This is a genomic window from Xanthomonas arboricola pv. populi, assembly GCF_002939945.1.
GTDB lineage: Bacteria > Pseudomonadota > Gammaproteobacteria > Xanthomonadales > Xanthomonadaceae > Xanthomonas > Xanthomonas arboricola_A.
Genome location: NZ_MDEB01000003.1, coordinates 355,151 through 379,913, shown reverse-complemented (window position 1 = coordinate 379,913; position 24,763 = coordinate 355,151). Strand labels below are relative to the sequence as shown.

At 65.1% G+C, this 24,763-nt stretch carries 20 protein-coding genes and 2 other RNA genes; 10 read left to right on the top strand and 12 right to left on the bottom strand.

Annotation, left to right across the window (positions count from 1 at the left end):
* The first annotated feature begins 47 nt into the window (after nt 1-47).
* Both XaplCFBP3123_RS11080 and XaplCFBP3123_RS11075 read left to right on the top strand, forming a co-directional pair.
* Nucleotides 48-2,120: a carbon starvation CstA family protein gene (locus XaplCFBP3123_RS11080; RefSeq protein WP_104534079.1), complete on the top strand. Its 2,073-nt coding sequence runs from the start codon at nt 48-50 to the stop codon at nt 2,118-2,120.
* A complete protein-coding gene (locus tag XaplCFBP3123_RS11075) occupies nt 2,120-2,344 on the top strand; it encodes a YbdD/YjiX family protein (protein ID WP_016904074.1) in 225 nt (74 codons plus the stop codon). Before XaplCFBP3123_RS11080 ends, XaplCFBP3123_RS11075 begins: the two co-directional genes overlap by 1 nt.
* An 813-nt stretch (nt 2,345-3,157) precedes the next feature.
* Here the strand turns inward: XaplCFBP3123_RS11075 and XaplCFBP3123_RS11065 are convergent.
* The gene (locus tag XaplCFBP3123_RS11065) at nt 3,158-3,862 is read right to left on the bottom strand and encodes an HAD family hydrolase (protein WP_172453231.1); all 705 of its coding nucleotides are present in this window, start codon (nt 3,860-3,862) and stop codon (nt 3,158-3,160) included.
* A gap of 242 nt (nt 3,863-4,104) precedes the next feature.
* Here XaplCFBP3123_RS11065 and XaplCFBP3123_RS11060 point away from each other — a divergent pair, with 242 nt between their 5' ends.
* On the top strand, nt 4,105-4,869 hold the full coding sequence (locus tag XaplCFBP3123_RS11060; protein WP_172453207.1) for an ankyrin repeat domain-containing protein: 765 nt from the start codon (nt 4,105-4,107) through the stop codon (nt 4,867-4,869).
* Nucleotides 4,870-4,905: 36 nt separating this feature from the next.
* Nucleotides 4,906-6,072, top strand: a complete 1,167-nt coding sequence (locus XaplCFBP3123_RS11055; RefSeq protein WP_104534076.1) for an XVIPCD domain-containing protein — start codon at nt 4,906-4,908, stop codon at nt 6,070-6,072.
* A 175-nt stretch (nt 6,073-6,247) separates the two neighbouring features.
* Here XaplCFBP3123_RS11055 and XaplCFBP3123_RS11050 read toward each other — a convergent pair whose 3' ends face one another.
* The 3 genes from XaplCFBP3123_RS11050 to XaplCFBP3123_RS11040 form a co-directional block, all read right to left on the bottom strand.
* Nucleotides 6,248-7,498 carry a DUF819 domain-containing protein gene (locus XaplCFBP3123_RS11050; protein ID WP_172453206.1) on the bottom strand — a complete coding sequence of 417 codons (1,251 nt, stop codon included), beginning with the start codon at nt 7,496-7,498 and terminating at the stop codon, nt 6,248-6,250.
* 218 nt (nt 7,499-7,716) lie between these two features.
* The gene (locus XaplCFBP3123_RS11045; RefSeq protein ID WP_104534248.1) at nt 7,717-7,932 is read right to left on the bottom strand and encodes a hypothetical protein; all 216 of its coding nucleotides are present in this window, start codon (nt 7,930-7,932) and stop codon (nt 7,717-7,719) included.
* A gap of 513 nt (nt 7,933-8,445) precedes the next feature.
* A complete protein-coding gene (locus XaplCFBP3123_RS11040; RefSeq protein WP_104534247.1) occupies nt 8,446-9,054 on the bottom strand; it encodes a nucleotidyltransferase family protein in 609 nt (202 codons plus the stop codon).
* Between the two features lie 298 nt (nt 9,055-9,352).
* Between XaplCFBP3123_RS11040 and XaplCFBP3123_RS11035 the strand changes: the two genes are divergently transcribed.
* A non-coding RNA gene (locus XaplCFBP3123_RS11035) (sX9 sRNA) lies at nt 9,353-9,429 on the top strand.
* Nucleotides 9,430-9,797: 368 nt separating this feature from the next.
* Here XaplCFBP3123_RS11035 and XaplCFBP3123_RS11030 read toward each other — a convergent pair.
* From XaplCFBP3123_RS11030 to XaplCFBP3123_RS11005, 6 genes are all read right to left on the bottom strand, one after another.
* Nucleotides 9,798-10,814: an XdhC family protein gene (locus tag XaplCFBP3123_RS11030; RefSeq protein WP_104534074.1), complete on the bottom strand. Its 1,017-nt coding sequence runs from the start codon at nt 10,812-10,814 to the stop codon at nt 9,798-9,800.
* On the bottom strand, nt 10,811-13,018 hold the full coding sequence (gene paoC / locus XaplCFBP3123_RS11025; RefSeq protein ID WP_104534073.1) for an aldehyde oxidoreductase molybdenum-binding subunit PaoC: 2,208 nt from the start codon (nt 13,016-13,018) through the stop codon (nt 10,811-10,813). The genes XaplCFBP3123_RS11030 and paoC overlap by 4 nt, the downstream gene beginning before the upstream one ends.
* A gap of 1 nt (nt 13,019) precedes the next feature.
* The gene (locus XaplCFBP3123_RS11020) at nt 13,020-13,970 is read right to left on the bottom strand and encodes an FAD binding domain-containing protein (RefSeq protein ID WP_104534072.1); all 951 of its coding nucleotides are present in this window, start codon (nt 13,968-13,970) and stop codon (nt 13,020-13,022) included.
* Nucleotides 13,967-14,617, bottom strand: a complete 651-nt coding sequence (paoA, locus tag XaplCFBP3123_RS11015; protein ID WP_172453205.1) for an aldehyde dehydrogenase iron-sulfur subunit PaoA — start codon at nt 14,615-14,617, stop codon at nt 13,967-13,969. The genes XaplCFBP3123_RS11020 and paoA overlap by 4 nt, the downstream gene beginning before the upstream one ends.
* A 442-nt stretch (nt 14,618-15,059) precedes the next feature.
* Nucleotides 15,060-15,134: non-coding RNA, sX9 sRNA (locus tag XaplCFBP3123_RS11010), on the bottom strand.
* A 62-nt stretch (nt 15,135-15,196) separates the two neighbouring features.
* The gene (locus XaplCFBP3123_RS11005; protein ID WP_104534071.1) at nt 15,197-16,204 is read right to left on the bottom strand and encodes a zinc-dependent alcohol dehydrogenase family protein; all 1,008 of its coding nucleotides are present in this window, start codon (nt 16,202-16,204) and stop codon (nt 15,197-15,199) included.
* Nucleotides 16,205-16,497: 293 nt separating this feature from the next.
* Here XaplCFBP3123_RS11005 and XaplCFBP3123_RS11000 point away from each other — a divergent pair, with 293 nt between their 5' ends.
* The gene (locus XaplCFBP3123_RS11000; protein ID WP_104534070.1) at nt 16,498-17,982 is read left to right on the top strand and encodes a sensor domain-containing diguanylate cyclase; all 1,485 of its coding nucleotides are present in this window, start codon (nt 16,498-16,500) and stop codon (nt 17,980-17,982) included.
* A 495-nt stretch (nt 17,983-18,477) separates the two neighbouring features.
* On the opposite strand, the gene XaplCFBP3123_RS10995 is transcribed toward XaplCFBP3123_RS11000, so the two are convergent.
* Nucleotides 18,478-19,488: a LacI family DNA-binding transcriptional regulator gene (locus XaplCFBP3123_RS10995; protein ID WP_104534069.1), complete on the bottom strand. Its 1,011-nt coding sequence runs from the start codon at nt 19,486-19,488 to the stop codon at nt 18,478-18,480.
* A 95-nt stretch (nt 19,489-19,583) separates the two neighbouring features.
* Here XaplCFBP3123_RS10995 and XaplCFBP3123_RS10990 point away from each other — a divergent pair, with 95 nt between their 5' ends.
* Genes XaplCFBP3123_RS10990 through XaplCFBP3123_RS10975 form a run of 4 tightly spaced genes read left to right on the top strand, consistent with a single transcriptional unit; the run spans nt 19,584 to nt 23,893 of the window.
* The gene (locus tag XaplCFBP3123_RS10990; RefSeq protein WP_104534068.1) at nt 19,584-20,636 is read left to right on the top strand and encodes a sugar phosphate isomerase/epimerase family protein; all 1,053 of its coding nucleotides are present in this window, start codon (nt 19,584-19,586) and stop codon (nt 20,634-20,636) included.
* Between the two features lie 26 nt (nt 20,637-20,662).
* Complete coding sequence (locus tag XaplCFBP3123_RS10985) at nt 20,663-21,880, top strand: nucleoside permease (protein ID WP_104534067.1); 1,218 nt, start codon at nt 20,663-20,665, stop codon at nt 21,878-21,880.
* Nucleotides 21,881-21,894: 14 nt separating this feature from the next.
* The gene (locus XaplCFBP3123_RS10980) at nt 21,895-23,019 is read left to right on the top strand and encodes a Gfo/Idh/MocA family protein (RefSeq protein ID WP_104534066.1); all 1,125 of its coding nucleotides are present in this window, start codon (nt 21,895-21,897) and stop codon (nt 23,017-23,019) included.
* A 19-nt stretch (nt 23,020-23,038) separates the two neighbouring features.
* Nucleotides 23,039-23,893, top strand: a complete 855-nt coding sequence (locus XaplCFBP3123_RS10975) for a sugar phosphate isomerase/epimerase family protein (protein ID WP_104534065.1) — start codon at nt 23,039-23,041, stop codon at nt 23,891-23,893.
* A gap of 159 nt (nt 23,894-24,052) precedes the next feature.
* On the opposite strand, the gene ssb is transcribed toward XaplCFBP3123_RS10975, so the two are convergent.
* Nucleotides 24,053-24,568, bottom strand: a complete 516-nt coding sequence (gene ssb, locus XaplCFBP3123_RS10970) for a single-stranded DNA-binding protein (protein ID WP_104534064.1) — start codon at nt 24,566-24,568, stop codon at nt 24,053-24,055.
* Nucleotides 24,569-24,763 lie beyond the last annotated feature (195 nt).

The following is a 24,763-nucleotide window of genomic DNA, read 5'->3' as shown; positions in this document are numbered from 1 at the left end:
GACGGGCAGAGGGCGACCCTTGGGTGAATCGTTCCTGAGGGGCATGCATGAAAGGGTTCTCGAAGCTGGCCTGGGGCGCGCTGGCGCTGCTGGCCGCGTTCTGTCTGGGCACCGTGGCGCTACGCCGCGGCGAACACATCAACGCGCTGTGGATCGTGGTGGCGGCGGTGTCGATCTATCTGATCGCCTACCGCTTCTACAGCCTGTTCATCGCCGACAGGGTGATGCAGCTGGACGTGACCCGCGCCACGCCGGCGGTAGCCAACAACGACGGCCTGGACTACGTGCCCACCAACAAGCACGTGCTGTTCGGCCATCACTTCGCCGCGATTGCCGGTGCCGGGCCCTTGGTTGGCCCGGTGCTCGCCGCACAGATGGGCTACCTGCCCGGTCTGCTGTGGCTGGTGGTCGGCGTGGTGTTTGCCGGCGCGGTGCAGGACTTCGTGGTGCTGTTCCTGTCCAGCCGCCGCAACGGCCGCTCGCTGGGCGATCTGGTGCGCGAGGAAATGGGCCAGGTACCCGGCACCATCGCCTTGTTCGGCGCCTTCCTGATCATGATCATCATCCTGGCGGTACTGGCGATGGTGGTGGTCAAGGCGCTGGCCGAAAGCCCGTGGGGCATGTTCACGGTGATCGCGACGATGCCGATCGCGCTGATGATGGGCGTGTACATGCGCTACATCCGGGTCGGCAAGATCGGCGAGATCTCGGTGGTCGGCCTGATCCTGCTGCTGGGCGCGATCTGGCTGGGCGGCAAGGTCGCCGCCGACCCGAGCTGGGGCCCGGCGTTCACCTTCACCGCCAAGCAGATCACCTGGATGCTGATCGGCTACGGATTCGTCGCGTCGGTGTTGCCGGTGTGGTTGCTGCTGGCACCGCGCGATTACCTGTCCACCTTCCTCAAGATCGGCACGATCCTGGCGCTGGCGATCGGCATTGTGGTGGTCATGCCGGACCTGAAGATGCCGGCACTGACCCAGTTCGCGTCCACCGGCGACGGCCCGGTGTGGAAAGGCGGCATCTTCCCGTTCCTGTTCATCACCATCGCCTGCGGCGCGGTCTCCGGTTTCCACGCGTTGATCGCCTCGGGCACCACGCCCAAGCTGCTCGCCAACGAAGGCCACATGCGCTACATCGGCTATGGCGGCATGCTGATGGAATCGTTCGTGGCGGTGATGGCGCTGGTAGCCGCATCGATCATCGAGCCGGGCATCTACTTCGCCATGAACAGCCCGGCCTCGCTGGTCGGCAGCGACACGGTGGCCGTTGCGGCCAAGGTGTCCGAGTGGGGCTTTGCGATCACGCCCGAGGTGCTGGAAGCCACGGCGCGCGACATCGGCGAGCACAGCATCCTGGCACGCGCCGGTGGTGCGCCCACCCTGGCGGTGGGCATCGCGCAGATCCTGCACCATCTGCTGCCGGGCGAAGACACCATGGCGTTCTGGTACCACTTCGCGATCCTGTTCGAAGCCCTGTTCATCCTGACCGCAGTGGATGCCGGCACACGTGCGGGCCGCTTCATGCTGCAGGACCTGCTGGGCAACTTCATCCCGGCGCTGAAGAAGACCGAATCGTGGACCGCCAACATCATCGCCACGGCCGGCTGCGTGGCGCTGTGGGGCTATCTGCTCTACACCGGCGTGATCGATCCGTTCGGCGGCATCCAGACCCTGTGGCCGTTGTTCGGCATCTCCAACCAGATGCTGGCCGGGATCGCGCTGATGCTGGGCACGGTGGTGCTGTTCAAGATGAAGCGCGACCGCTACGCCTGGGTCACGCTGGTGCCGGCGTTGTGGCTGCTGATCTGCACCACGTATGCGGGGCTGATCAAGATCTTCGACAGCAACCCGGCGCAGGGCTTCCTGGCGCAGGCGCACAAGTACCAGGACGCCATCGCCGGCAACACCATCACCGCGCCGGCCAAGACGGTGGCGCAGATGCAGCAGATCGTCACCAATGCCTACGTCAACACCGGGCTGACGGTGCTGTTCCTGTTCGTGGTGGGATCGATCCTGGTCTACGCGGTCACGACGATCGTGATAGCGCGCCGCAATCCGCAGCGCAGTGATCGCGAAACCCCGTACGTGGCCTTGCAGCCACACCAGATGGCGGACCTGTAATGGGCACCCAACTCGTTCTTGCCAGCCAGTACCAGGTGCATCGCCGCATCTGGCGGCGCCTGATACAGACCGCCCGCCTGTGCTGCGGCATTCCCGATTACGACAACTACGTGCGCCACATGCTGGAAAAACACCCCGACAAGCCGGTGATGGACTACCCCACCTTCTTCCGCGAGCGCCAGGACGCGCGTTACGGCGGCAAGAGCGGGTTTCGCTGCTGCTGACCGGATGACCGGATGGGTGGCGAGTCGGAATGCAGCAGGGCGCGATGCGAATCGCGCCCTGCTGCGTTGATGCAAGTGGTGAGGGCACCGCGCACTCGACTCACCGAGCTTTTAATCTGGCATTTGACTGCACCCAAACGACGTTGCTGCGCGGAATCCTGGTTGCTGTTGTGCGTTCTGTCTCGAGCAGAATTGTCTAGTGCGGATGGATCAGTTGCGGAGCGGTTGATCTGCGGCTTCGCTGCAGGGCCCTTGCCCGCCCACCATCGCGGGACACGCCGCAAGTACGTCCGTGTAGCTCTGACGCGGCATCCATGCCGCGTAAGGTCCCACGATGGTGGGTGGGCAAGGACTAGTCGAGAGGGTCGGTGTGCATGGTTGCGAGCGGGGAAAGACGTACGTTGGTCGGATCAGGGTGCGCGCGATCGGCTTTCAAGCGCACGCCAAGCAACAGTCAACTTCAGTAAAGCAACCTAAGACGTCCCAGCGTCTCGAGGTAAGCCTCGCAACAAGCAGATTTCAACCGACCACCGACCAACTTCCTGGTGCGGTGTCCTTGCCGGTTGCGGGACCCTTGGCGGCATGGATGCCGCCAAGGAGCCTCCATGGACGGATTCACGGCGTGTCCCGCAAGTGGTGAGGGCACCGCGCCCTCCACTCACCAGAGCTTTTGACTGCACTCAAATCACGCCACGACCCAACAGCTCTGTCATTGCAGGTCGATTGCATGGTCTGGCCCAGTGAGTTGCAGAACGGGAGGGCTGTGATTCCGCCACCATCGATACTGCGTCCAAGACGTCCTGTCGGCAGCTCTCACCCAGCGCGTTTTTGCGCCAGCCGCTCGAACAACGCAGGCAAATCGCGCATATCGTCGAACACCGCCAGCACACCAAGGCGACGCAAGGTATCGGTATGTCCATGCGGAATATGGCTGGCACCGGTAAACCCCAGCACCTGCATGCCGGCCGCCAATGCGGCAGTCGCACCGGTGGGGCTGTCTTCGATCACCAGGCAGCGCTCCGGTGCAACGCCCAGGGTGCGTGCAGCCAACAGATAGACATCCGGCGCCGGTTTGGGCCGCTCCACCATATCGGCACTGAAGATGTGCCCCGCCGCGCGTGCGGTGAGCCCTACCCGTTCGACCGAGGCGATCACATTGTGGCGGCGGCTGTTGGAGGCGACCGCCAGCGGCAACGGAATCTGTTCCAATGCGTCGCGCGCGCCGGCGATCGGCTGCACCTCGGCCTTGATCAAGGCCTCGCTACGCGCCTGGATCTGTGCCAGCAAGGTTTCCGGCAGCTGTACCGCGAAGTGTTCCTGCACGCGCAGCAATACCTCGCGCGTGGTCTGCCCGAACGTTGTCCCGAGCAGATGTTCCAACGCCTCGGCCGGCACGAAGGCCGCCAGCGCCTCGCGCATCACCCGGTCGGCCAGTATTTCGCTGTCGACAAGCACTCCATCGCAATCGCTGATCAGTAATTCGTAGACCATTACACCCATCTGCTCGCAAAGCACCATTATGCCGGCCGCGTTGTGACCGTTGGCTGTGGGCAGCGTGCACGCGCGTGTGAGGCCCATCGTGATGCATCGGCGACGTGCCGACACCACAACGACAAGCGGTCTCAACAAATGAAACCTGCGGCGCCGGCATGTCACAAAATCTTACCGCGCGTCGTTTGGACAGCTGGTAGGATCGGCCCGGCTGCGGAAGGATGCACCCGCAGTGCCACCAGGAATGCGATCAGGAGAAGGAGATTTCGATGCAACCGCGATTCCCCACCCTGCTCGTTCTTGCGACCTCGTTTTTCGCGGTCTCATGCACCGCCTCGCCCGGTGCCAAGGAGCAAACCACCATGTCAGCTACGCTGCACGACCACACCGTCGCCTTCCGCGACCCCGGCCTGACCGACATCGCCAACGCCATTGCGCACGGTGATGTCGCCCGAATCGGCGCACTCGCACCAACAGTCGATCTCGCCGCGCACGGCGATCAGAACGTTACCTTGCTCGAGTGGGCGATCTGGAACGAACAACCCCGCGCCCTGGCCGCATTGCTCGATGCAGGCGCAGATCCGTCGTTGCCGGGCATGGACCAGGAAACCGTCGTGCACATGGCGGCCATGGCGCAGGATGCGGAGTATCTGAAGATCCTGCTGCAGCACAAGGCACCGATCGATGTGGTCAGCGCGCGCGCAGGCTGGACGCCGCTGTTCCGCGCCGTGCAGAGCAAGCGCGATGTGCAGATCGGCCTGTTGATCGACGCCGGCGCCGATCTGCAGCGCGTCGACCATACCGGCAACAGCGTGCTGCATCTGGCCGCACAAAGCGGCGCGGCAAGCCCGGCGGTGCTGCAATTGCTCAAGGCCGGCGTGGATCCAACGTTGCGCAACGCGCAACAGAAGACCTTCCAGGCGTATTTCTTCACCACCCCGGACCGCCTGCTCAATGCCGCCGGCCAGCAGGTCAGGGCGGACGTGCGCGCATGGTTGAGCGCCCACACCATTCCCGTGGAAAGTAGCCGCTAAGCGGGCTTTTCGCACGACGAACGCAAGGAGCCGCGCATGAGCCCGTCAAATCCCTCGTCCACCCCATTCGCAGAGTCGATGCGTGGACAGCAACCGCAGCCGGAAGACCGCCAGTTCCCGGCGGTCCTGCAAGACCTCTACGCGACTGCCTCGCAGCGACGCGAAGGCAGCGCCGAAACCTTTGCGCCACTGCCAAACGGCTGGACGCGCATGGACGACAGCACGCTGCAACGGGCCGGCATCGACCCCGGCCTGCTGCACGATGCCAAGAGCGGTTTCGATGCCGCGTTCTACCGCAACGACCAGGGCCAGGTGGTGCTCGGCTTCTGCGGCACCGACGAAGGCAAGGACTGGAAGCACAACCTCGGCCAGGGCCTGGGCTTCGACGACGCGCAGTATGCGTCTGCCATCCAGCTCGGCAGCCAGGCCAAGCAGGCGTTCGGCGACCAGGTGGTGATCTCAGGACACTCGCTCGGTGGCGGTCTGGCGGCGGCATCTGCGATGGTCAACGACATCCCCGCCGTGACCTACAACGCCGCCGGCGTCAACGACCGCACGCTCGAACGCCAGGGCCTGGATGCCTCGGCGGCCAAGGACTACGCCAGCAGCGAGTTGATCCGCGGCTACCACGTCAAGAACGAAATCCTCACCCATCTGCAGGAAGACAGCATCCCGCTGAAGTGGGCGATGCCCAATGCGGCCGGCCATCAGATCGAGTTGCCCGAACCGGACCCGTTGTCGTTCGGGCGACGCCTGGTGCCGGGCATGATGTTGAAGCACCGTCTGGACCTGCACGGCATGGACTCGGTGATGAAGGCGCAGGACATGCAATCGCCTGGGCAGGCGCAAGGTGCAGGCAGCCAGTTGTTCAACGACGCGGTGGTACGCCTGGATGGCCAGCGCGAACGTCTGGGCCTGCGCGACGACACCGCGTTTCTCAATACCGCCGCCAGCGTGGCCGCGCGTGCAAGCAGCGACGGTCTGCAGCGGATCGATCACCTGGTGCCCAACCGCGATGGCGACAGCCTGATTGCGGTGCAAGGCCGGATGGACGACCCGGCGCATCTGCGCAGCCATGTGCAGACCGCCTCGGCGGCCAACGAGCCGGCGCATGGCAATGTCGATCAGTTGCAGCAGCACAACCAGCAGCAGTCGCAACAGAGCACGCAGCAGGAGGCGCAGCGGCGCGGCCTTCAGCAGTAATCGCGATCGGGCACTGGCATTGGCCAGTGCCCGCTTCGACGTGACTGACAACACCTCGCAAGCGGTGGTCGAAGGATGCAGCTTTTGCGTTCGGCAGTGCGGCAACGCGTAATAACACCAGCACGTGTTCCGCCATACCTTTCCGACGATGCTCCAGGCGGTGCGGCAGGTCCTGTCAGCCCGCTCCCGCCATCGCACGCAAGGTGATACCGACCAGATAGGCCAGATAGGTGCCGGTGGCATAGCCCATCGTGCCCAGCAGCACGCCGACCGGCGCCAGGGCCGGGTGGAACGCGGCGGCCACCACCGGCGCCGAGGCCGGTCCACCGATATTGGATTGCGAGCCGATCGCGAAATAGAAGAACGGCACCCGCAACAGGCGGCCCAGGCCCCATAGCAACCCGATATGCACCGCGATCCAGATCAGCCCGAGCAGGAATAGCCACGGCCGGTCCAGCAGCGCCAGCAGATCCATCTGCATGCCGATGCAGGCGATCAGGAAATACAGCAGCAGTGAACCGATCTTGGAAGCCCCAGCACCTTCCAACGTGCGTGCGCGGGTGAAGCTCAGCAGCATGCCGATGCTGGTCGCCAGCACCACCACCCAAACGAATGGCGTGTCCAGGCTGAACTGGCTGGACCAGCGCAGGTTGGCCCTGCACCACGCGGCAAGCGGATTGGCCAGCGCGTGCGCCAACCCGACACCGCCGAACGCCACTGCCACGATCACCATCAGATCGGCCAGGCTGGGAATGCGCGCGTGTTCGGCCTGGAAACGCGCCATGCGCTCCTGCAAGGCATCCAGTGCGCGGGTGTCGGCACCGCTGCGCGCATCGATGCGACGCGCCCGCCCGGCCAGGAAGATCAACGCCGCCATCCACACATAACCGACGCCTACATCCACCACCGCAAACTGCCCGAACGTGGTGGCGTCCACATCGAACACCTCGCGCATCGCCAGCATGTTTGCCCCACCGCCGATCCAGCTGCCTGCCAACGCGGCCATGCCGGCCCAGGTATCGCCGGCCACCGTGGCCGGATGCAGCCAGCCCATCACCCAGAACGCCACCACCGCACCCAGCATGATGCTCAGCGATGCGCCCAGGTACATGGCGATCAGCTTGGGCCCCAGCCGCAGGATGGCGCGCAGGTCGATGCTCAAGGTGAGCAGGACCAGCGCGGCCGGCAGCAACACGTCGCGTGCGATCGGGTTGTACAGGCGGGTATTGGCACCGTCGATCAGGCCAACAGTGTTATAGATGCCTGGCAGCAGGTAACACAGCAGCAGCGCCGGCACCACGGCATAGAAACGTCGCCACAGCCCCTGCTCGCGCGAGGAGGTCCAGAACACCGCCCCCAACGTGGCGGCGATCAGGCCGAAGACGACGATATCGTTTTGGATCAAGGCAGAACCGGCGACGTTCACTAGGGGCGACATTCTCGACAAGGGGCCGCCAACGTGCGGATCGCAGCAAGAATGGCCGATCGGTTGCATCCAGTCGACTGGATATCCTGGCAACCACGGGGCGACTGCAAGGCCGCCGGCTTGACGCAACCGCGCGGGTTGCCGGGTGCGCGATTACCCAGCCTGCCTGGGCGGACCGTCGCCGCCGCCTTCACCATCGCTGCAGCAGGCCGGCTCGGTCAGCCGTAGCGACGCACCAGGCGGTCGCCTTCGGCGGTATGCAACACCACGCCGCTTGGCTGACCGGTGGTCAGGCAATGCAGCTTGGCCATCAATTCGGCATTTTCCAGCGCGCCCTGCTCGCGCAGATAACGCAGCGGGGACCACTGCGGCCGGGTCACCCACCAACCGCCCTGTTCGGGATGAATACGGACAACATAGCGGGACTCGTCCATCAGGGCTTCCAGCCGGTGCATGCAGCGATCGAACGACGGAAGCGGGTAGCGCGGGAAGGCGCAGCGCAGCGGCACCGGGGGCGCCATGGTCCCGTCCGGGATACCGGCAGGCCCTTACTCAAGGGGCCGCGGGAGAGTGGCCAAGGGCCCCGCGTCCGGCATAACAAGAATGTCTCTTTGATTATGCCAACGCCATCGGGCGGACACTGGCATGAAGGTAGGAAAATTCTTACGTGACACCGATCAGAGCTGGCGCTAAATTCGCGCTGGAGCGACGAACAGACGTCGCAGATGGCCGTCAACGGGCGCAGACGGCACGGGGGAATTCGTCGCTCTTGGAGATGCCTCTGGGGAGGAGTCGCATGCATGTGCTCAGGAAGTTCCAGTTTTCGGTCAAGACAGCGATGGTGGTGGGCTACGTGCTGGTGATCAGGGAAGCGATCGTGCTGTGGTCCTGATGCAGCGCTCCCACCAGGCTGCCGGATAGCGCGTAGCGACATCCGTCACGGTGTCTCAATCCGCGTCCACCCAGCCACGTTGTTGCGCTGCGACCAGGTCGGCGGGCGTGTCCAGGTCCAGTGCGAGCGCCGGGGCGCTGACGCAGCCCAATGTCTGCACGTCCAGGCTGGCGAACAAGCCACGCAGGCCGCTGTCGCCCTGCAGCGGCACGTCGGCCCAGGCCGCGTGGGTCACCACTGCGGGAATTCCGCGCACACCGGCATACCCGCTGGTGGCGCATCCGGAGGCGGCATGGTCGGCCTCTTCCAGCAAGGCGCGCAGATGCGGCGTGTCCAGCGCGGGCTGATCGCACCCCAGGATCAGGCTGCGCCTTAGCGACGTATCGTCCTGCAGATGCTGGCGCAGCGCCGCCAGGCTGGAGCCCATGCCCGCGGCCCAGTCGGAGTGGCGCAACACTTCCACCTCCAGTCCCTGCAGGACATCGATCAGCGTGTCCGCATCGGCGCCCAGCACCACCACGCAGCGGCGTGGCGCCGTCTGCAACGCGATGCGTGCGAAACGCCGCAACAACGGTTCGCCGTCGCGCAGCAACAATTGTTTGGAACGCCCCAGTCGACGTCCTGCACCTGCGGCGAGCAGCAGCGCAACGTGATCGCTGCTCATGCCTCGAATGCCGTCATGCGGCGCGAACGACGGCGCGATGTCGGCGGCATCGGGCACGAATCAAAAATGGCGACGCGCCGGGCCGCGTACAGAAGACCGGCAACGACTGTCGACGGCAATTGAGCTACGTCGCAAGAGACGTCGTCATAGTGATCAAGTGATTCAGTCATGGCGACGTGGCGCGAATATTGGAGATGCGCCAGCGTAGAGATGTAACTGTGCGCGCGGAGTGACTAAGCGCGGCTAACAAAACGACTGCGCGGCCGCCAGGCGGCCGCGGTCGGCGCTCGAAATCGGCATGTCCCACTCGTACACTCCGGTTCTGGGCGCGTCGCACGCACTCACCTGACGACCGCTCGCTACGTTTTGTTAGCAGCTCTAAATGCAGCGCATTCGCCGGCTCCGGCCAATGCCGCTCGCCTACATCTGCCAGTCGACCGGCGTGCGTTGCGTTTCCACCTCGGCATGACGAAGGGAGACGCAACGCCGCGATGGCGCTGCGATAAAAATGGCAGCGACCGATTGTCAACGTTGGATGGCGCAGTTACTGGCGACCGCAAGATGCACGCAGTAAATACATACCAAAAGAGGCATATCAAAATCAGCTTATTGTCACAACGCCGCTACAGCATCAGAAAGGGTCGGCTACCAGCAACACGCCAACGCTATCGGCAACTGCACATCGAAGTAAATGCGGATGCGCGCTTGGCGCCTCCCTGCCCGCTCGTCTGGCAGCGACAGCGTTAGCGAGCCAACGCAGCAGCGGCCTGCCCATCGGCGACCGCCTGGGTGGCTTCGGCAATGATGCCCAGCGCAATCGTATGCGGTGAGGAGCGCCCCATGCGCCAGCCCGCAGGCAGCCGCAATCTGGCCAGGGCGGCATCGTCATGCCCGAGCGCACGCAGCGCCTGCATGCGTAGCTCACGTTTCTGGCGACTGCCAAGAATGCCGATGCAGGCGACCCGGGAGGCAAGCCCCCGACAGGCGACCTGCAGATCGCTGTCGCCGTCGTGCGCGAGGCTGTACAGCGCAGTGTCCGCGTCCAGATGCAAATCTTGCAAGGCTTCGCCCAACGCACGACGATCGTAATGGTCTGCGGTTAGTCCGGGTGGCGGTTCGCTTGGGCCATGCGGCCGCAGCACACGGACCTCGATGCCCATCTGGCTGGCGAGCGACACCAGCACCAGCACTGCAGGATCGGCACCGACCAACACCAGCCGCAACGGGGGACGATGCGTGCGCAGGAATTCGTCGGGACGCAGATCCTGCGTGCTGACCGGGTAACGGACTGCGCCAGTGATCCGATCCAATGCGACATGAAACGGGCGACGATGCTGGCGCGCATTGCGCCAGCGCGCCAGATGCTCGCCCAGGTCCGGTACCGGCCAGACCAGCACGCCGATACGGCCACCGCAGCTGAGCTGGATGTCCAGCACCTCGCTGCCTTCGCCATAGTCCAGCCAGCGTGGCGTGCCGTCGCGCAAGGCGGCGATGGCGTCGTGCGCCACTGCCGCCTCCACGCACCCGCCCGAGACATAGCCGGCAACCCGGCCGTCGGCGCTGATGGCCATCTCGCTCCCCAACGGCCGCGGCGAGGAGCCTTGCACGTCGATCAGTGTGGCGATCGCCACACGCTGCCCCGCCCGATGCCAGGCGGTCAGCGTGGGCAGCAGGTCATCGTGCAGGGCATAGATCGGCCATGCCGGCCATGCCGGCTCGGCCGCCGCCGCATGTGTGACCGGGGCCACTACCGCACTCACGCGCGCAGCAACTCGGGCAGATGCGGAAGCAGCTTGTCCAGCGTCACCGGGTAATCGCGTACGCGCACACCGGCGGCGTTGTAGACCGCATTGGCGATCGCCGCCGCCACCCCGCAGATGCCCAGCTCGCCGACGCCCTTGGCCTTCATCGGCGACGACATCGGGTCGCTCTCTTCGAGAAAGATCACTTCCTGATGCGGGATGTCCGCATGCACCGGCACTTCGTAACCGGCCAGGTCGTGATTGACGAAGAAGCCCAGCCGCTTGTCGACCGCCAACTCCTCCATCAAGGCCGCACCCGCGCCCATGGTCATGCCGCCGATGACCTGGCTGCGCGCAGACTTGGGGTTGAGGATGCGTCCGGCCGCGCACACAGCGAGCATGCGGCGGATACGCACTTCGGCAGTGGCGATATCCACGCCGACCTCGACGAAGTGCGCGCCGAAGGTGGACAGCTGATGCGTCTTGGAAAGATCGCCGAACTCGATCTTGTCTTCCACCACCAACGCACCATTGGCGGCCGCATCACCCAGCGCGATGCGCTTGCCACCGGCACGCACATGGCTGTCGACGAACTCGGCCTTGGCCGGGTCCATCCCCAGCTGCTTGGCCACGGCGTCGCGCAGCTTCACCGCCGCGGCATACACACCGGCAGTGGAACTGTTCGCACCCCACTGGCCGCCCGAACCGGCCGACGCAGGAAAGCTGGAATCGCCCAGACGCACGTCCACCCAGTCCAGCGGCACACCCATCATTTCTGCGGCGGTCTGCGCAATGATGGTGTAGGAGCCGGTGCCGATATCGGTCATGTCGGTTTCCACCACCACGCGACCGCCCTGCTCCAGCCGCATGCGCGCACCGGACGTCATTACCGGCGCATTGCGGAATGCGGCCGCCACGCCCATGCCGACCAACCAGCGACCATCGCGGGTGCTGGCCGGCTTGGGCTTGCGCTTGGACCAGTCGAAACGCTCTGCCCCATCTTCCAGGCACTTGACCAACTGACGCTGCGAGAACGGGCGCTGCGGGTTCTCCGGGTCCACCTGGGTGTCGTTGACGATACGGAACTTGACCGGATCCATGTCCAGCTTCTCGGCCATCTCGTCCATGGCCACTTCCAATGCCATCAAGCCCGGCGCTTCGCCTGGCGCACGCATCGCATTGCCTTCGGGCAGATCGAGCACGGCAAGGCGCGTGGAAATCAGCCGGTTGGCACCTGCATACAGCAACTGGGTCTGCGCGGCCGCGATTTCCGGCCCGCCCTCGGGCAAGTCGCCGGACCAGCTCTCGTGCGCAATCGCGGTGATCCTGCCATCGCGCTGCGCACCGATGCGGATGCGCTGCACGGTAGCCGGGCGGTGCGTGGTGTTGTTGAAGATCAGCGGCCGCGGCAGCATCACCTTGACCGGGCGTCCGACCTGGCGCGCGGCCAGCGCGGCGAGCACTGCATCGGCACGCAGGAACAGTTTGCCGCCGAAGCCGCCGCCGATATACGGCGACATCAGACGCACGTTTTCGCGCGGGATACCGAGCGTCTTGGCCAGATCGCCCGCGCTCCACTCGATCATCTGATTGGAGGTCCACACGCTCAGCTTGTCGCCTTCCCACATCGCGATCGACGCATGCGGCTCCATCATCGCGTGCGAATGGTCGGGCGTGGTGTATTCGGCATCCAGCTGCACCGGCGCGGCCGCGAAGGCGCTATCGAAATTGCCGACCGCACTGTTCGGCGCCCCCCCCTCCTTGGTGACCTTGGCGCCATCGCAAGCCTTTTCCAGATCGTAGGCGCCGACATGGCGACCGTAGTCGACCTTGATCAGCTGGCCTGCCGCACGTGCCTGCTCGAAGGTCTCGGCAACCACCACCGCAATGGCCTGGTGATAATGCTGGATCTCCGGGCCACCCAGCAATTTGGCGGTGTTGTATTTGCCTTTCTGCAACTTGCCTGCATTCTGCGCGGTGACGATGCCGAGCACGCCCGGCGCAGTGCGCGCAGCGCTCAGATCGATGCTGCGAATGCTTCCCTTGGAGATGCCGGCGCCAACGACATGGCCATAGGCGGCACGTCCAGGCAGGTCGTGATGCTCGTACGCATACGGCGCCTGCCCGGTGGTCTTGAGCGGACCGTCGATACGATCGACCGGCTTGCCGACGACCTTGAGCTGGTCGATGGGGTTGGTACTGGCGGGAGTGTCGAATTTCATGTCAGGCCCTCGTGTCGGCCAGGATCGCGGTCAAGGTGCGCTCAACCAGCGGCAGCTTGAAGGCGTTGTGTTCGGTGGGCTGTGCGCCATCGAGCAGCACGGAGGCGATTGCACGCGCGCCCTGGTGCGACTGCGCTTCGGCCGCCTCGCTGCGCCACGGCTTGTGGGCGACACCGCCGACGCCGACACGCACGCTTCCATCGCGTTGCAAGACCGCCGCAACCGACACCAGCGCGAATGCGTACGACGCCCGGTCGCGTACCTTGCGGTAGACATGCGTGCCACCGAGCGGCTTGGGCAGGCTCACTGCCGTGATCAGTTCGCCGCGTTCCAGTACGGTTTCCAGGTGCGGCGTCTCGCCGGGCGCACGATAGAACTCGGACAACGGCACCGCGCGCGTCTGCCCATCCGGACGCACCGTTTCGACCACCGCATCGAGGACGCGCATGGCAATGGCCATATCGCTGGGATGGGTCGCGATGCACTCCTCGCTCACACCGATCACCGCCAACTGCCGGTTGAACCCACCGATGGCCGCGCAGCCGCTGCCCGGCAGGCGCTTGTTGCACGGCTGATTGGTGTCGTAGAAATACGGGCAACGCGTGCGTTGCAGCAAGTTGCCCGCCGTGGTGGCGCGATTGCGCAACTGCCCCGAGGCACCCGCCAGCAATGCCCGCGACAGCACGGCGTAATCCCGCCGCACGCGGGCATCGGCCGCCAGATCGGTATTGCGCACCAGGGCGCCGATGCGCAGGCCGCCGTCCGGCGTTTCCTCGATGGAATCCAGGCGCAGCCCGTTGACGTCGATCAGGTGCGAGGGCGTTTCGATCTGCAGCTTCATCAGATCGAGCAGATTCGTGCCGCCTGCAATGAATTTGGCACCCGGCTGGCGCGCCGCCTTGGCCGCGGCATCGGCGGGCGAGGTAGCGCGCTCGTAACTGAACGCCTTCATGCGCGCGCTCCGGCAACGTCATTGATCGCATCGACGATGTTCGAATACGCACCGCAGCGGCAGATGTTGCCGCTCATCCGCTCCTGCAATTCCGGCGTGGTGAGCCTGGTCTTGCCGGTCAGATCTTCGGTGACATGGCTGGGAATGCCGCGCTTGACTTCGTCCAGTACCGCCACCGCCGAACAGATCTGCCCGGGCGTGCAATAGCCGCACTGGTACCCATCGTGCTTGACGAAGGCCGCCTGCATCGGATGCAGTTTATCCGGCGTGCCGAGGCCTTCGATGGTGGTGATCTTGCCGCCTTGATGCATCACCGCCAGCGACAGGCACGAATTCATCCGCTGCCCATCGACGATCACGGTACAGGCACCGCATTGGCCGTGGTCGCAGCCTTTCTTGGTACCGGTCAGATGCAGGTGTTCGCGCAAGGCATCCAGCAAGGTGGTGCGATTGTCCATCGTCAGCGTCACCGGCTTGCCGTTGACTTCGAACGCAACCTGGCTCGATGCATTGGCAGGCTCGACTGCCTGCCGCTGCGACATCGCATTGGCGGCAGCCGTGGCCATCGACTGACCTGCGGCAACGCTGGCTGCCGACGCCGTGCCAGCGACCAGTACCTCGCGACGGGTCATCTTGATATCTCTCATGGCTGGCATCTCCAACAATGCTGGCTTATACATTTATTAAATAATGTGCAGCGCAGCCGGTCACAATCGCGTGAGCATGCGGCGAGTGTGGGCGGGCGCCAATCGGCGGTATGGCCCGAGTCCAGAGCCGCTCCAGGCACGCATCAGCGGCATGGACTGCATGCGCCTAGAAACGCGCTCATCCTTGTTGGAATGCGTTGCACGCCTGCTAGCGCATCGATGCGCCCAAACAGCGCGAGCGGCGCGGCGCAGCTTCTGCAGTAACCGGACATGTTTCTACGCGCTGAAAGGGATGACCTCATTCCTGTCAGCTGCGTGGGCGAAGACGATCAGTGCATCTCCGCGGCACGCTCGCTTTCGTGTCTATGCTTCACCATGATCGTCCGGCGCATCCGGGTGCACTGCGTCGAGAACATCCGGATGCGACCGATCAAGCTGGCGCGGCTACCGACGCTTAGCGAGCAGCCGTCAGCCGGGCGTGGACAGCATAGAGGAACGGAGTATCCGAGTGGTGCATGCCGATTCAACGCAGCGGCCGCGCCCGCCTGACGGTAAGCGCAGCAGTTTTGTCCGCCGCTTCTAGAATTCCAGCACGATCTTGCCCAGGTGGCCACCTGCCTGCTGCAGCGCGAAAGCGTCGGCGATATCGTCGAGCGCGAAAGCGCGATCGATCACCGGACGCAGCGACAACGCATCCAGTGCACGCACCAGCTGCTGCTGATGCATGCGGCTGCCGACCACCAGCCCTTGCAGGCGCTGCTGTCGGCCCATCATTGCGGCGGTCGGCACAGGACCCGCTGCACCGGTCAATACGCCGATCAAGGCGATATGCCCGCCCACCCGCGCAGCGCGGATCGATTGCGCCAACGTGCCCGGCCCACCGACCTCGACCACGTGATCCACGCCACGCCCGTTGGTGATCTCCAGCACCTGCGCCGACCACCCGGCATGCTGTCGATAGTTGATGACGTGGTCTGCGCCCAACGCGCGCGCCCTGTCCAATTTTTCGTCGGACGACGATGTCGCAATGACGGTGGCACCCATCGCCTTGGCAAACTGCAATGCAAAGATCGACACACCGCCGGTGCCGAGCACCAGCACGCTATCGCCGGCCTTGAGTCCGCCATTGACCACCAGGGCGCGCCATGCCGTGACGCCGGCCGTGGTCAAGGTCGCCGCTTCGGCGTGGCTGTAACCGGCCGGGGCGTGCGTGAACGCGTGCGCGGCGGCCACGACCGCAGAGCGTGCATACCCGTCCACACCATCGCCGGGCGTGGCGGCAAAGCCGGCGTGCAGCGGCTCGCCATCCAGCCACTCGGGGAAGAAGGTGGACACCACATGGTCGCCGACGGCGAATTCATCCACCTCAGGCCCGATTGCTTCGACCACACCGGCACCATCGGACATGGGGATGCGGCCGTCAGCGGTCGGCATCTGCCCCGACACCACGCCAAGGTCATGGAAATTCAACGAGCTGGCGTGCAGCCGCACTCTGATCTGACCGCGTGCCGGCTGCCCGGGGTCGGGCAGCGCAACAGCGTGTAATGCGTTCAAGCCTGCAGGATGAGCTAAACGGATGGCGCGCATGGGAGCTCCTTGCTGTGATCGGCGTTCGGGATAACACGCCGAGCGTTATACGCATGCAGTCGAGCTGGCTTTGGGCTCTGCTGTCGACTGTCGGGTTTCGTCTTATCGTCAGGTACGGTGGCAACAGCAGGCTGGACAGCGGCGCCGTCGCAAGTCAGGTGAGCTGCCGCGCAGCGCCTGAGGCATCAATCACAGATCGGCATTGCGCCAAGGGTGCAAACGACTCCACGCGACGCCAACAGCTAGGCTGGCACAGCAATTGCAGTTTCCTGCTATCCAGACAGGTAACTTCCGTGACATCGACCACCAAGCGGCGGCGGCAACGTGCACAACGCATTGCGTTGCACTTTGTGCTGGGCATTTCTTGCTTGCTGCTGCTTGGGTCGGAGTACTGGTCCATCCACGAAGAACGCGCGAGCGCGCTGAGTACCGCCGAGGCGCAATCGTTGAACCTCGCCAATTCGCTGGCGCAGCATGCCAGCGACACCCTGACGATCGCCGATGCCGTGCTGTCGGGGTTGGTGTCACGGGTGGAGCACGACCAGGGCTCGGCCAGTGCGCGACTGGTCATGCATGACTTTCTGGTGCATGAGGCGCGTCGCTCGGACCGGCTGCATGGCATCTTCATCTATGCGGCAGACGGCAGCTGGGTGAGTTCGTCACTGGACAGTACGCCCAGGAAGCACAACAACGCCGATCGCGCCTATTTCAAATATCACCGCGACCATCGCGACGCCTTATCGCTGGTCGGACCGCCGGTACAGAGCCGCTCCGATGGCAGTTGGGTGCTCACGTTGAGCCGGCGCCTCAACACCCCCCGCGGCGAATTTGCCGGCGTTGTCCTGGTCACGCTGCAACTGAAGTACTTCCAGAACTACTACAGCACCTTCGAGGTCGGCCCGAACGGCACCATCGGCATGACCAATGACGATGGCATCGTGCTGGTGCGCCGGCCCGACAAACCGGGCGTGATCGGCACCTCGATCGCCGGCACCTCGATCTACATCACCATGCGCGCGCGCAGGCACGGCACTGCCACCTATCGTTCGCCGATCGATGGCGTGGAGCGCATTTCCAGTTTCGCGCCAGCGCAGGCGTATCCATTGACCGTATTGACAGGCGTCTCGGTTGATGACGCGTTGGCCAATTGGCGGCAATCCGCGCGCCAGCGGATCGTGATCGCCACATTGGGATGTGTGTTGCTGTTGGGCGTCGGCATCTGGCTGGATCTGCAATTGCGCCGCATGCATCGCAACGAGGAAAAACTCAGCTCCGAAGCCTGGATAGATGCGCTCACAGGCATTGCAAACCGGCGCGCGTTCGATCACCGGCTCGCGCGCGCCCTGCAGCAGGCTGTACATCGACAAGCGCCATTGTCGGTGCTGATAATCGATGTCGATCATTTCAAGCTCTACAACGACACCTACGGCCATGTAAATGGCGATGCCTGCCTGCGCCTGATCGCGGGCGCGATTGCCGGCTGCTCACGGCGCAGCGAAGACATTGCCGCGCGCTACGGCGGCGAAGAGTTCGGCATGATCCTGCCGCAGACAGATGCCGCCGGCGCACTACGGCTGGCCGACGCGGTCCGCAGCGCCGTCGCCGGGCTCGGCCTGATGCACCTGTCCAGCCCGACCAGCGCGCACGTCACCGTCAGCGCCGGCGCAGCGACGTTCGAACCGGGCCAGGCGCCACGCAGCCCGGATGCCTTCGTGCACGACGCCGACTCGGCGCTTTATCGCGCCAAGCAAAATGGCCGGGACAGGACGTCGGCGTAGCGCAGCGGACAACACGACTGCGCTCAACGCCGGACGGGTGCGACCCACGCTCGGAATCGGCATGTGCCGGGCATGCACCATTCCTGCGCGGCGTTCGCACCCACCTGACGATTGCGCGCGAGGGGTTGTCAGCCACGCTTGGTCGAGATTGGTGAGTGGCGCCGTCGCACCGGCCAAGTCAACCTGCGCGTCCAGGGAGCTTCGGAAGAACCCGGCTTGCGTCGATGCAATCAGTGGCCAGCAAGCAGAAGGCCCGCGCGATGCGGCCTTCTGAATGACAAACAGGCTGGCTGCCGATCAGACCGGTTGTGCACATCTACCGGACGCCCGAGCAAGTGGCCTAGAACGCCTAAATGGCGTGACCCCAAGGGGTGCGTAACTCGCCGACGGCTGGGACATCAACCGAATCCTGGAAAAAATCGGTCAAGAAAGCTGATGGAAGCAGAGTCCCTTCGGAAACTGCGCCAACAGTCCCGGTTGCCCCCACGCCTGCCGTCACCTACCCCTGGGTGCAGCAGTGGATCCACGCAACATCAAGCTGAAATCCAGCGTCTGATGAAGCGGCACGTCCATCCTTTCGATGATGGCGAGCAGCAGGTTGACCGCGCGGACACCGATCTCTCGCATGGGTTGCCGGATGGTCGTCAATGGCGGCGTGAGGTAACTCGACGACGCCAGGTCGTCGAAGCCGGCAATGGACAGGTCATCCGGCACGCGGATGCCCAGGTCCCGGCAGGCGGCCAGGGCGCCCAGCGCCATTTGATCGCTGAAGCAGAAGATCGCGGTCGGCGCGGGCGCACCGGCCAATAGCGCCATCGCAGCCGCATGGCCGGATTCTACGGAGAAGTCGCCCGGTACGACGGTCAGTTTGCGCAGACGGCCGCGTGCCTTGCCGGAAGCCCGGGCCCCTTCCAGTCGTTGCTGGTGCAGCGGATTGCCGGGCGGGCCGCCCACCACGGCGACCCGCTCGTGCCCCAGTCCATACAGGTGTTCCATCATGGCGCGCGCGGCGGCTGCGTTGTCGATGTGGACGCTGGGGATGCCCAGCGCCGGGTCGAACTCGCATCCGTTGACCACCGGCGCGGCGGCGCCTAGCTGCTTGACGATCTCACGCGCCGTCGGCGGGAGGCCGTGCCCCAGCACGATCAGGCCGTCTGCCTCGTTACGTCGGAGCATCTGCGCGTAGCGCTCCTCGCGATCGGGCTGGTGCTGGGTATCACCCAGCAGGACGGCGTAGCCGACGGCCTGCGCCGCATCCTCCGCGCCCTGCAGGATCTGGGCGAAGAACGGATTGGCGATGTCCGGGACGGTGACCAGGAGCTTGCCGCTGCGCTGGGTCTTGAGCGTCCTGGCCACCGTGTTGGGGACATAGCCCAGCGCGGCGGCGGCCTGCTCGATGCGCGTGCGCGTGGCCGGCAAGACCTTTTCCGGCCGGGAAAGCGCCCGCGACACCGTGCCGGCGGTGACGCCGACGTGCTTTGCGATGTCGTAGATGGTTGTTGCCATGACCTTGGTTCTTCTTTCTGCTGTGCAGCGCACAACGGGTCTTGCGGGCGGCCCATGCTAGGATGATTCAATCGATTGCATGAGGGCGAATCACGTTGAAGACGCTCAAGGGTCCGGCGCTGTTCCTGGCACAGTTCATCGCCGACACACCCCCCTTCAATCGCTTGGACACACTGGCCGGTTGGTCTGCGAGCCTGGGGTATTCTGGCGTACAAGTGCCGACCAGCGCGCCCCACCTGTTCGATCTGGCCCAGGCCGCGCAGAGCCAGGCGTACTGCGACGACGTCGCCGGCATGCTGGCCGGGTACGGCCTGCAGGTCACCGAGTTGTCGACCCACCTGCAGGGGCAGCTGGTCGCCGTCCACCCCGCCTACGACCAGCTGTTCGACGGATTCGCACCGTCAGACAAGCGCGGTGATCCCGCCGCCCGCCAGGCCTGGGCGGTTGAACAACTGCTGTTGGCGGCCAAGGCCAGCCAGCGCCTGGGGCTGACGGCGCATGCCACGTTCTCCGGCGCGCTGGCCTGGCCTTACTTCTACCCTTGGCCGCAACGGCCGCCCGGGCTGGTGGAAGAAGCCTTCGCCGAACTCGGCCGCCGCTGGCGCCCCATTCTGGATGCCTTCGACGCCTGCGGCGTGGACCTGTGCTTTGAGATCCACCCAGGCGAGGACCTGCACGACGGCGCGACCTTCGAGCGCTTCCTCGATGTCGTGGACCACCACCCACGTGCCAAGATCCTGTACGACCCCAGCCACTTGCTGCTGCAGCAGATGGACTACCTGGGCTTCATCGACCGGTATCACGCGCGCATCGGCATCTTCCATGTCAAGGACGCGGAGTATCGCGCCAGTGCGCACAGCGGCGTCTACGGCGGATACCAGGACTGGATCGATCGTCCGGGGCGGTTTCGTTCGCTCGGCGACGGCCAGATCGACTTCAAGGCGATCTTCTCGAAGTTCGCGCAATACGATTTCCCGGGCTGGGCGGTGCTGGAGTGGGAGTGCTGCCTGAAGCATCCGGAAGACGGCGCCCGGGAGGGTGCCGCGTTCATCCGCGACCACATCATCCGCGTGACCGAACGCGCCTTCGATGACTTTGCCGATAGCGGCGCCGATCCGGAATCGCTGCGCCGCATGCTGGGGATCTGAGCCAATACTGCCTGGGAGGGCAAGCCATGAGGCACACCATGTCGCGCTTGGGCGCGATGATGTTTCTGCAGTTCTTCATCTGGGGAGCATGGTTCGTGACCCTGGGCACGTACCTGGTGCAGGGCCCCCTGCAGGCCAGCGCGAGCCAGGTGGCGACGGCGTTCCTCAGCCAGTCCATCGGCGCCATCTTGGCGCCATTCCTGGTCGGCTTGGTCGCGGATCGCTACTTCGCGGCACAGCGCATCCTCGCGGTGCTGCACCTCGCCGGCGCGGTGCTCATGTGGCTGGCGTCCACGGCGACGAGCTTCGGCATGTTCTCCGCCTGCGTCATGGTGTACATGCTGCTGTTCATGCCGACGCTGGCGCTGGCCAACAGCGTGGCGATGCGGCACATGCAATCGCCTGAAAAACAGTTCCCGCCCGTGCGGGTGGCCGGCAGCGTCGGCTGGATCGTGGCGGGCGTGCTGATCGGCTGGCTGGGCTGGGAACAGGCGCACCGGCTCGAACTGACGTTCCGGATGGCGGCGATGGCATCGCTGGCCCTGGGACTGTATGCCTTCACCCTGCCGCACACGCCGCCGCTGGCGCAACAGCGCGACGCCGGGCTGGGACAGATGCTGGGACTGGACTCGCTGCGGCTGCTGAAGTCGCGCTCCTATTTGGTGTTCTTCCTGGCGTCCATCGCCATCTGCATCCCGCTGGCGTTCTACTACAACTTCACCAACCCGTATCTCAACGATCTGGGCGTGCGCGGCGCGGCCGGCCTGCAATCGCTGGGCCAGGCATCCGAAGTACTGCTGATGCTGGCCATGCCGTTCCTGTTCGTGCGGCTCGGGGTCAAGACGATGCTGGCGCTGGGCATGGCGGCGTGGGTGCTGCGCTACGCGATGTTCGCCTTTGGCGATGCGGGCGGCGGTTTTTCCTTGCTGGTGATCGGCATCGTGCTGCATGGCATCTGCTACGACTTCTTCTTCGTCACCGGCCAGATCTACACCGATGCACATGCCGGCCCCGCCGCGCGCAGCAGCGCGCAGGGGTTCATCACCCTGGCCACATACGGCGTGGGCATGTTGATCGGCACGTTCCTGTCCGGCGCGGTGGTGGAGCACTACACCACGGCGGCGGGCCCGGACTGGCAGCAGATCTGGCTGTTCCCGGCAGGCGTGGCGCTGGTCGTGTTGGTCGCCTTCCTGTTGCTGTTCCGCGACCGGCCGGTCGTCGCGGCCATGCCCTCCACACACTGAGAACCCCCACCCTGATGAGCAAGCTTGGAATCGCCATCGTCGGCACTGGCATGATCGGCGCCGTGCATCGTCGCGCGGCGCTGCTGGCCGGTGCCGAGGTCCGCGGCATCGCCGCCTCATCCCCGCAACGCGCACGCGACGTGGCGCAGTCATGGGATGTGCCGCGCGCCTATCGCGACATCGAGGATGTGGTCGCCGATCCGCAAGTGCAGGTCGTGCACGTCTGCACACCCAACCATCTGCACCGCGCCATGGCGCAGGCGGCGCTGCAAGCCGGCAAGCACGTGATCTGCGAGAAACCCCTGGCCACGACATTGCAAGACGCCCAGGCATTGGCGGCACTGGCCGCCTCGACCGGGCTGGTTGCCACGGTTCCCTTCGTCTATCGCTATCACCCGGTGGTCCGCGAGGCGCGCGCACGCATCGCGCAGGGCGAGCTGGGGCCGCTACGCCTGATCCACGGCAGCTATCTGCAGGACTGGCTGTTGGACCCTGCCAGCAACAACTGGCGCGTGGACCCGGCGCTGGGCGGCGCATCGCGCGTGTTCGCCGACATCGGCTCGCACTGGTGCGACTTGGTGGAATGGGTCGGCGGCGAGCGTTTCGTCGATGTCAGCGCTGCCTTCGCGACCGTGATCGCCGAGCGCGGCGCCCTAGCCGGGCAGAGCTTCAGCACGCCGGCGGCGGGCGGCGCGATGCAGGCGGTAGCGAGCGAGGACGTGGCCGCGGCGATGTTCAGAACCGGCGCGGGCACGCTGGCTTCATTGACGGTCAGCCAGGTCTCGGCGGGACGCCGCAATCGCCTCTGGTTCGAGATCGACGGCGCCAGGGCCAGCGTGGCGTTCGACCAGGAGGACGCCGAACGGCTGTGGATCGGCCTGCCCGACCAGCGCGAGGAAATCTTCGTGCGCGGGCCGGGTGCCGGCAGTGCCGAACAACGCCGGTTGTCGGCGTTGCCGGCCGGGCACGCGCAAGGCTACGGCAATTGCTTCGAGGCGTTTGTCGCCGACACCTATCGCGCCATCGAAGGTGAGCGGCCGGAAGGCCTGCCCACCTTCGAAGACGGGGTGCGTTCGGCGCTGATCGTCGATCGCGTCATCACATCGGCCAGGACGCGCGCCTGGACGGCCATCGGTTGAATCCCTGGAGGACTTTTTGATGCACACACCTATACGCAGGACCGCGACCCTCGCACTGCTGCTTCTCGTCACCCTGCCCGCCTTCGCACGCGACGCCGCCGGCCCACAAAAACCCATCGCGGTGCAGATGTACTCGCTGCGCAACGCCGGCTCGCTCGACCAACAGCTGAAGATCGTCCACGACGCGGGCGTGGGCGCGGTGGAAACGGTCGGCATGCAAAACGTCAGCGCTGCGGAACTCAAGCAGATGCTGGACAGGTATTCGATCAAGGCGATCTCGTCGCACGTGCAACTGGCCGATCTGCGCAAGGACCTGGACGGCGTGGTGGCCTTCAACCGGTCGATCGGCAACACGACACTGGTGGTGCCTTACCTGGACGAGAAGGATCGGCCGACCGATGCCGCAGGCTGGACCGCATTGGGCCAGGAACTGGGCCGAATCGCCAGGCGGGTGCGGAACAAGGGCATGCACCTGGCCTACCACAACCACGACTTCGAACTGGTCGACTTCGATGGCAAGACCGGTCTGGAGCTGCTGTTCGTAGCGGCCGGCCCCGATCTCGAGACCGAGTTGGACCTGGCATGGGTAGCGCGCGCAGGCTACGACCCGGCGGTGATGCTGGGCAAGTTCAAGGGCCGCATGTTCGCGGTACACGCCAAGGACAATGCCCCGAAAGGCCAGGCCGAGGACGAGGGCGGCTTCGCCGCCGTCGGCCGGGGCGTGCTGGACTGGAACGCGATCCTGCCTGCCGCAGCGGGTGCCGGTGTGCGCTGGTACATCATCGAGCACGACCGTCCGCGCGATCCGGCCACGGTCATCCGGACCGGTGCCGACTACCTGCGTGAACACCTGCCCGCCGGCACCCATCGCTAGGGAAGGTCTCGACAACGAGGCCTGAGAGTGCGGAATGTCGCATCGTTCCGGAGAGTCGCGGTTCAAGTAATCGGACCTTGTTGAAAAACGTTAACAACAAAAAAGGGCCCTTGGCAAATGCGCCAAGAGCCCTTGTTTACATCGTTAAAAAGGTATTCCCTAGAACGGAATATCGTCGTCGGCAAAATCGTCCATCGGCGGTGCCGACTGCTGCTGGGCTGGTTGCTGACGGCGCGGGGCGTAGTCTTGACCGCCGCCCTGACCACCGCCGCCTTGCTGCTGACGCGGAGCCTGTGCACGCTGCGGGCGATCGCCGCCCATGCCACCGCCACCGCCTTCGCCACGGCCGCCAAGCATCTGCATCTCGTTGGCGACGATGTCGGTGCTGTACTTCTCCACGCCGTCCTGGCCGGTGTACTTGTCGTAACGCAGCTCGCCTTCGACGTACACCTGCGAGCCCTTGCGCAGGTACTCACCGGCAATCTCGCCCAACTTGCCGAAGAACACCACGCGATGCCACTCGGTGCGCTCCTGGTTGTTGCCATCGCGGTCCTTGCGCATGCTGGTGGTAGCCAGACTCACGCGCGTGATCGCCATGCCGGCCTGGGTGTACTTGGTGTCGGGATCGTTGCCGAGGTTGCCGACGAGGATGACTTTGTTGATGCCGCGGGCCATAGATGCTTCCGAGATGGTGCGCCGGCGCCGATGGGGCGCGGCGGTGAATGTCTTGGTGCCAATGTTACCGCACCTGCCCGGCCCCGGTCCCGGCGGATCCCCGCACCGCCGGGCCGGGGAATGCCGCGCCGGCAGGTCGGAATCGGGGCGCTCCCGGACACGCCCGACGCTGGCGCCGCAAGGGTTTGCGTCCAC